The 758-nt window shown below is 69.4% G+C and carries 2 protein-coding genes; both read left to right on the forward strand.

Going from position 1 to position 758, the window contains the following annotated elements; genetic code table 11:
* The coding region (locus tag D2K64_RS23915; protein ID WP_202910830.1) for a hypothetical protein at positions 1-305 on the forward strand (305 nt) is incomplete at its 5' end.
* A 79-nt stretch (positions 306-384) separates the two neighbouring features.
* Positions 385-675: an HGGxSTG domain-containing protein gene (locus D2K64_RS26055; RefSeq protein ID WP_120010922.1), complete on the forward strand. Its 291-nt coding sequence runs from the start codon at positions 385-387 to the stop codon at positions 673-675.
* Positions 676-758: the final 83 nt, after the last annotated feature.

Below are 758 nucleotides of genomic sequence, written 5' to 3' on the forward strand. Positions count from 1 at the left end.
TGTTCTGCGAGACCCATGCGGCGGTGTGGTCGCCGCCGGGCGAGACGGAGGAGGAGCGGCTGAAAAAAATCCGCGCCGTCTCCCAGGCCATGGCGGCCTTCCGGCCGAAGGACGAGATCGAGGGCATGCTGGCCGCCCAGGCCGTGGCCCTGCATTTCGGCGCCATGGAGTGCCTGCGCCGCGCCATGGTGCCCAACCAGCCTTTCGAGACCGCGGCCAAGCTGCGCAAGGACGGCGCCAATTTGGCCCGCGCCATGACCGACATGGTGGACGTGCTGGACCGCCGGCCAAGGGCCCGCAGGTGATGCGGGTGGAGCGGGTGGTGGTGCAGGACGGTGGGCAAGCAATCGTCGGCAACATGCAGCTGGGCAGGGGAGGGGCAGAATGACGTACCCAGCGCATGACCCCTTGCGGTTAGCCCATGCGGCGCCCCGTTGCGGCGCCCGGTCCCGCCGCACGGGAAAGCCCTGCGCCGGGCCTGCGATGGCCAATGGTCGGTGCCGGATGCATGGCGGCACCAGCACCGGCCCCAAGACGGCTGAAGGCCTCCAGAGGCTTCGTGAGGCTCATACGGTGCATGGCGGACGAGGGGCTGAGGCGCGGAGCCTCAGGCGGCACCTGAAGGCGCTGCTGGAGCGGTCGGCTGAGCTGGTGGAAGAGGCGGGGGAAGGGTAAGGCCTGAGACCCCCAAGCACCCGTAGGCTCCCTGGTAGGGTGGTCCGATGCCTACGCTGCTCCTTGTGCCTTCCGCACTTCCT

Source organism: Teichococcus vastitatis, assembly GCF_003604215.1.
Lineage (GTDB): Bacteria > Pseudomonadota > Alphaproteobacteria > Acetobacterales > Acetobacteraceae > Pseudoroseomonas > Pseudoroseomonas vastitatis.

Bases quoted from the DNA above. Each gene is read 5' to 3' on its own strand.
- D2K64_RS26055 (WP_120010922.1), top strand. From the start codon at position 385: ATGACGTACCCAGCGCATGACCCCTTGCGGTTAGCCCATGCGGCGCCC.